The 6,418-nt window shown below is 37.3% G+C and carries 9 protein-coding genes; all 9 read right to left on the bottom strand.

Translation table 11 applies throughout. The features are described from left to right. Positions 1 to 340: 340 nt before the first annotated feature. The 9 genes from N3I35_02900 to N3I35_02860 all read right to left on the bottom strand — a co-directional run bounded on the left by N3I35_02900 (position 341) and on the right by N3I35_02860 (position 6,398). A complete protein-coding gene (locus N3I35_02900; GenBank protein MCX8129031.1) occupies positions 341 to 1,243 on the bottom strand; it encodes a polyprenyl synthetase family protein in 903 nt (300 codons plus the stop codon). 6 nt (positions 1,244 to 1,249) lie between these two features. Then, positions 1,250 to 1,483 carry an exodeoxyribonuclease VII small subunit gene (xseB, locus tag N3I35_02895; protein ID MCX8129030.1) on the bottom strand — a complete coding sequence of 78 codons (234 nt, stop codon included), beginning with the start codon at positions 1,481 to 1,483 and terminating at the stop codon, positions 1,250 to 1,252. A 42-nt stretch (positions 1,484 to 1,525) separates the two neighbouring features. Beyond that, positions 1,526 to 2,746, bottom strand: a complete 1,221-nt coding sequence (xseA, locus tag N3I35_02890; GenBank protein ID MCX8129029.1) for an exodeoxyribonuclease VII large subunit — start codon at positions 2,744 to 2,746, stop codon at positions 1,526 to 1,528. Between the two features lie 105 nt (positions 2,747 to 2,851). Further along, a complete protein-coding gene (gene nusB, locus N3I35_02885; GenBank protein ID MCX8129028.1) occupies positions 2,852 to 3,280 on the bottom strand; it encodes a transcription antitermination factor NusB in 429 nt (142 codons plus the stop codon). 164 nt (positions 3,281 to 3,444) lie between these two features. Further along, the gene (locus N3I35_02880; GenBank protein MCX8129027.1) at positions 3,445 to 3,675 is read right to left on the bottom strand and encodes a DUF2273 domain-containing protein; all 231 of its coding nucleotides are present in this window, start codon (positions 3,673 to 3,675) and stop codon (positions 3,445 to 3,447) included. Positions 3,676 to 3,691: 16 nt separating this feature from the next. Then, entirely contained in the window at positions 3,692 to 4,243 is a 552-nt protein-coding gene (gene amaP / locus N3I35_02875) for an alkaline shock response membrane anchor protein AmaP (GenBank protein ID MCX8129026.1), read from the bottom strand. Between the two features lie 301 nt (positions 4,244 to 4,544). Continuing rightward, a complete protein-coding gene (locus N3I35_02870; GenBank protein ID MCX8129025.1) occupies positions 4,545 to 4,925 on the bottom strand; it encodes an Asp23/Gls24 family envelope stress response protein in 381 nt (126 codons plus the stop codon). A gap of 137 nt (positions 4,926 to 5,062) precedes the next feature. Next, positions 5,063 to 5,647 carry a SpoIIIAH-like family protein gene (locus N3I35_02865; GenBank protein ID MCX8129024.1) on the bottom strand — a complete coding sequence of 195 codons (585 nt, stop codon included), beginning with the start codon at positions 5,645 to 5,647 and terminating at the stop codon, positions 5,063 to 5,065. Between the two features lie 136 nt (positions 5,648 to 5,783). Next, entirely contained in the window at positions 5,784 to 6,398 is a 615-nt protein-coding gene (locus tag N3I35_02860; GenBank protein MCX8129023.1) for a stage III sporulation protein AG, read from the bottom strand. Positions 6,399 to 6,418 lie beyond the last annotated feature (20 nt).

Genomic DNA, 6,418 nt, shown 5'->3' with positions numbered 1-6,418 from the left:
GAGGGGTCAACGCCTGCATGCCATTGCAGATCGCCCCTAAACCTTAACTCCCAGCATCAGCCCACCACTGGGCGTAACAAGCCGACACAAGGAACTTCATCGATGTGCCCTTAAACGGATTTTTAGGCCCGTCTTCAGAATCAGCAGTTCTGACTAGAATACTGCACCACCCTGTTTTATAAGCATTATTTATACATAATCCTGCTAATTATAACATATATACTGAAATCATAAAAGAATTACTATCCTTCGAATTGATACGTTAAGTGTCATATATTTAATTTTATTATGGAATAGCATTGATATGCTTACTACTACTTTATAAATGTCTGTTTTAAGCTTAATTATTTCTGCTTATAAGATACTTGGCAAGCTGTTTTAGATAAATTGCCTTCTCCCCAAATATCGAAATACTCTCAATTGCCTCATCTGTAATGCGCTGAAGCATTCTTTTGGATTCGTCCAGGCCATATATAGTAATAAAGGTTGACTTCTGGTTTTGCATATCGCTGCCGGCTTCTTTTCCCATCGCGTTGAAATCACCTTCAACATCAAGTATATCGTCTTTTATTTGAAAAGCTAACCCAATATGTTCTGCATATTTTTCAAGTGAATCCATCTCACTCTTGTCTGCATTGCACAGTATTGCTGATGCTATTACAGGAGCTTTGATTAATGCGCCGGTTTTGCATCTGTGCATATATTCAAGAGTGTCGGCGCCTATACTTTTACCCTCGGATTCCAAATCCACTACTTGTCCGCCAATCATTCCTGATGAACCCGACGATTTTGCAATAATATTCATAGCTTTTATTTTTGCATACAGTATATTTTCATCTTTTGAAGGACTTTCAGTCATAAGTTCAAACGCATAATTCAAAAGAGCATCACCAGCAAGTATGGCCGCTGCTTCCCCAAAGACTTTGTGGTTTGTCAGCCTCCCTCTCCTGTATTCATCATTGTCCATAGCAGGCAGATCATCATGTATGAGCGAATATGTATGAATCATTTCTACAGCACATGCAAAGGGTAGTACATTCTCCATTTTGCCATCAAGCAGTTCACATACTGCCAGTGCAAGTACAGGTCTCAGTCTCTTTCCTCCTGCCAAAAGGCTGTACTTCATTGCTTCATATATAGTCTTTTCATAGCAGATTTCTTTATTACAAGCAACTTCCATTATTCTATTCAGTTCATCATCTATCACTTTTAGCCATTCACCGTATTTTTGCTTAAAGTCCATCCTATACTATACCTCCGGAATACTAAATGCTTCTTCTTTAATGTTGCCGTTTTCATCCTCCACCAGCAGGGTTATCTTTTTTTCTACTTCATCAAGCCTTTTACTGCAATATTTGGACAGTTCTATTCCTTTCTGGAAAACCTCTATTGATTCATCTAAAGGAAGTTCTCCTTTTTCAAGCTTTTCAACAACTTCCTCAAGTTCATTTATCGCGTCTTCAAAACTCTTGTTTTTATTCATCGTATTAGCACCTCCTGTATTTTTCTCCACCCAAGCCAAATTTCAGTTCTGATCTTTCTTTGAGGCCTTCACCTCTTTCACTACACACTCAATAGTCCCATTGTTCATATCTATAGCAAGTTCATCATGCACCTTAACTTCATTGATATCATTGATTATTTTATCATTTTTAGCTGATTTTACTACACTATAACCTCTTGCCAGAATACTTAAGGGGCTCAGTGCATCCAGCTTTGCTACCAGATTGCCTAACCCCGCTCTGATTTTATCCAATTCCTGCTGTATCGCCCTGTTCATGTATTTATTGAGAACATCCAACCTCATTCTTTCCTGATAAACTCTGTCATAAGGCTGTTTGAAAGCGATACTACCACTTAGTCTTTCATATTTCGCTTTGTTTTTCCGTAAATTATTAACGATCGAATTCTTAAGTCTCGATTCCAGGGTACTTACCCTTTCCTTCAGAGCCTTTTTTTCTGGAAGTACTATTTCTGCAGCTGCCGAAGGCGTCGGAGCACGCATATCGGCAACAAAGTCTGCTATTGTATAGTCTGTTTCATGTCCCACAGCAGAAATTACAGGGATTTGAGACTCAAAAATACTTCTCGCAACAATCTCTTCATTGAAAGCCCAAAGTTCCTCCAGGGACCCGCCCCCACGGGCAATGATTATGACATCTACATATTTCGCTTCATTCAGCTTTCTTAAGGCATTGGCTATCTGCCCGGGTGCCGCTTCTCCCTGTACAGCTACAGGAAACAATTTTATTTCCGTATTTCTGAATCTTCTTCCTGTTACATTGATTATGTCCCTGATAACCGCACCGGTTGACGATGTAACGACTCCAACCCGTCTTGGCAGAAACGGTAGCTTTTTCTTATGTATGGCATCAAACAAACCTTCAGCCTGAAGCTTCCTTTTCAATTGTTCAAACGCCATATGGAGAGCACCTATACCATCGGGCTGCATTCCCTCTGCATAAAGCTGATACTGCCCATCCCGCTCAAAGACCGAAACACTCCCTTTGATAATAACCTTCATTCCGTTTTCAGGTTGAAACTTCAAAGCAGATGCATATGTTTTAAACATAACACACTTTAGTATACTTGTCTGGTCTTTAATGGTAAAATACATGTGTCCGGAATAATGAAGCTTATAGTTCGATATTTCACCTTTTATCCATAGATTTGACAAAACAAGGTCCCTTGAAATCAACTCTTTTATGTACTTGTTAACTTCCGAAACAGAAAGGATATAATTCATTGTTCCTCCATAAAGTAATCCATACATTGCAAAAAAACCGGCAAGAATTTAATTTACCGGTTTTTACTCAGATATCAAATTTCCAATACTTACTGCTTTTCAGGCTTATGCTTCTCCTTTGGATTCTACCGGCAGTTCTTTTTGTTTGGTAACCTTCCCCAGTATACCGTTTACAAAAGCTCCGGCGTCCTCACTGCTATACCTCTTTGCAAGTTCTACAGCTTCATTTACTGAAACGTTAAATGGAATGTCATTTCTGAAACTTATCTCGAATATACTCAATCTGAGAATTGAGAGGTCTACCTTTGAAAGCCTGCTTATTTTCCAGCCCTTGGAATACTTTTCGATAATGTCGTCAATAAAAGATAGATTATCAGAAACACCTTTTATGACTTCAGAAACATACTTCCTGTCATTTTCTGCAAGAGCGTTTTCCTCAAAAACCGCCTGTATCTGGTCTTCCCTATCTTCTCTCTGTATCTCCATCTGGTATAAGAGCTTCATGGCAATTTCTCTGGATGCTCTTCGTCCCATTAAATGATTACCTCCCATTAATAAGTTAACAGTTGAGAGTGTACTATGTACAGTTATTACTAATTAATATACATTCAACTGAAAACATAAAATATATGTATTTCTGCATCAATAAAAATATTTTGCTGCATGTAACTGCTATCTATAAATATCACAACTGTACACTAACGGTACGTTCCCGGAGGAAGAACCCTGTCCAAAAGGTTTTTTAAATAATCCTTGTCCTCTGACAGCCTTTTCCCAATATAATAACCTATTCCAACACATATTGCAATAAATAGTGTATTAAAAAAGCCGATAATCAATATGGCGCAAGCTATAATCAATCCAATGATACCGCCATTTACTCCACCCCGGTGAGAACTGTAAAATTGAAGCAACTTTTCTTTATTCATTGCCTTTACCCCCGATTCATTCTACTCTGGATGTCTTAAATCCAGTAAATATATTCTCAACGGTTACCCTTACATCATTCACTTTTATCCCTGTCGTATCTTCAACCGAATTCTTTACTTTCACCTGAATATCTTCTGAAAGCGAAGGAATATTGATATCACCAAGTATCACAGCTTTAATACTTATTGATACACTATCGTCATATCTGATGACACTGGCCTTCGTTTCCTTTATACCGTTCAGTTTTCTGGATGCAGCAAGGGCAATGCTTTCTATGGAGTTAAGAGATATTTTTATCTCACCAATATTAGTATACTTACTAACTGATTTTTTATCCTTGTTACTCTTGAAACCAGAGAACAGAAACATAATAATAACAACAAAGAAAATGAGGGCTAATAAAAACATTATAATTCTTCGGTTGCTGCTTCCCAAAACATTTAGTTCAATATAGCTAAAAATATTATCGAATATTTGGGGTTTAACCGCAATTACCGCAGTAACTGCTGCAATGATTGCCAAGCATATGCCATATATCGCCAGCAGTACTCTGAATAATATATTCATACTCAATACCACCTCTTTAGTCACTTAATATTTATCCTTTGTTTGATATTAAACAATTCATACTGCTGAAGTAAAACAAGTCCACTTACCATTATTAATCATATATTTTCATTATATTCTAAATTTCTAAAAAAATAAACCCTAATACTGAAAAACCATAGTAATTAATTGACTCCTACTGGTTTTTCCCTAAATGGGTTATTGAGAATATCAAATAAACTATACTTCTTTTAATATAAAATATTTTTGACTCATTTATGGCATTTATACCATTGCCTGTCATATGATAAGTCAACAATACCTACTTAACTCTGACATTCTCTTCGGTAATCTCCTTCTTGTGGTCCTTTTCAATATTGACACCCTGTATGTGTATGTTTACTTCTACGACATCAAGTCCAGTCATGGACTGAACCGATTTTTTCACCTTTTCCTGGATATCCCACGCAACGTCCGGGATTCTACATCCGTATTCGGCAATTATATATAAATCTATCGCTGCTTCTTTTTCACCAACTTCAACTTTAACCCCTTTTGAGAGGTTTTTCCTACCGAGCATCTCAGCAATACCTCCGGCAATACCTCCGCTCATACCAGCTACACCCGGGACCTCTGTCGCAGCAATTCCAGCGATTATCGCAACTACTTCTTCCGATATCTTAATCGCTCCCATTTCATTCATAACAGCTTGAGTAATCTCTTCCAAAAATAATCCCCTCCCAACAGGTGAATTGCCAGTTAAAGTCATGCAATGATTTCTCTGTAAGTTAAAATTATATCATTAATAGTAAACAGCAAGCAATAAGGATTTACTTTGTTTTAAAATATATTTTTTACTACAATTTTATGCATAGGTATTTTTGCCTGCCTTGACGCACCGTCTGCAATGGATGCTATTTGAGCTGCTGAAAGACTTGGCGCTTTTACGTAGATATCTATGCTGTTGTCATCTCCAAAAAGAACTATAGAATCATTGAAGCCTTTGCCTTTAATTATTTGTTCAATCTTCATTTCTTTTTCGGAATTTGCCAATATCTTTATCATTTGGTCATGGGCTTTGTTCTTTGATTCCTTACTGGCATTCTGATCTTCTGTAATTTCCTTCAGAGCATCTGTATCCTTACTTCTTGTCATTTCCCTGTCCAGTTTTGCCTGTGCAAAAAAGTCCTCTGCATATTTGGATGCTTTAGCTACATTTGAAGACTTACCGTCATTCTTATCATCTTTCTTTTCTTCCAATACACCTTTGTCATTATCTACATAAATTGCTTCTCCGACTTTTCCGTCATCCTTATCGGAAGTAGAAATACTGCTTTGCTTGTAGGAATAATTCAGATAACCGGCAACAACTATCATAAGTACGAGTGATAAAATCACAATTTGTTTTCTCTTAAACACTACCATATCTAACCCCCCTAGTTTTGTTTCATTTAATATATATTCACGTGTCCATCTATAGATGTCGCACTTTTAAATAATTAAGAATATTATTTTACTGTCGCTTTATGACTGTTTATATCCAAGGCTTATATGACAAGCTTCACTTTGTCCTTTCAAACACCTGTATTTTATGGGAAGGTACATCCATTAGTACCCTTACAGCTTTACTCAAGTCATCTTTCACTCGGGGATCTGAAGCACCATCCGCTACAACAACCACTCCCTTGACCTCAGGTAATATTTCCTTGATAATTATTGGCTTTTTGCTGCCGCCCTGTTCTTCTTCATAAGCCAGTCTGCTTTCAAAATCGCTCTGATTAATATTTCTGGTTCCTCCTCCATTGTCCTTCTCTGCTGTGTCATTCCCAGTTTTCTTTACATCAGTAGCTGGAACCAGCTCTTTACCAGATGCATATGTAACCAGTACAGTTACCTTTCCTGCTCCGTTTATCTGTGATAATACCTTTTCAACCCTTTTTTCTATTTCCGTACTGTCACTTGCATCAATAATCTTACTTACTTCCTGCGCTGAAGAATCTTCATTTTTAATGGGTTTGGGTTCCTCATCTTTTTTTCCGTCGAACAAAGTACTTCCCGCAATCACAATAATTATGCCAATTATTATCACTATAACAGAATTCTCCACTACTCTTTTCTTAATCTTCCCACCCATAAAATCCTTTACTTTTTCAATAACTCTTTCAAAAAATCCCATCATGGCCTCCCTAATACGAC

The organism is Clostridia bacterium, assembly GCA_026414765.1.
Lineage (GTDB): Bacteria > Bacillota > Clostridia > Acetivibrionales > DSM-27016 > SKW86.
The sequence above is the reverse complement of the archived record's forward strand: the minus strand, read 5'-3'. Positions and strand labels throughout refer to the sequence as shown.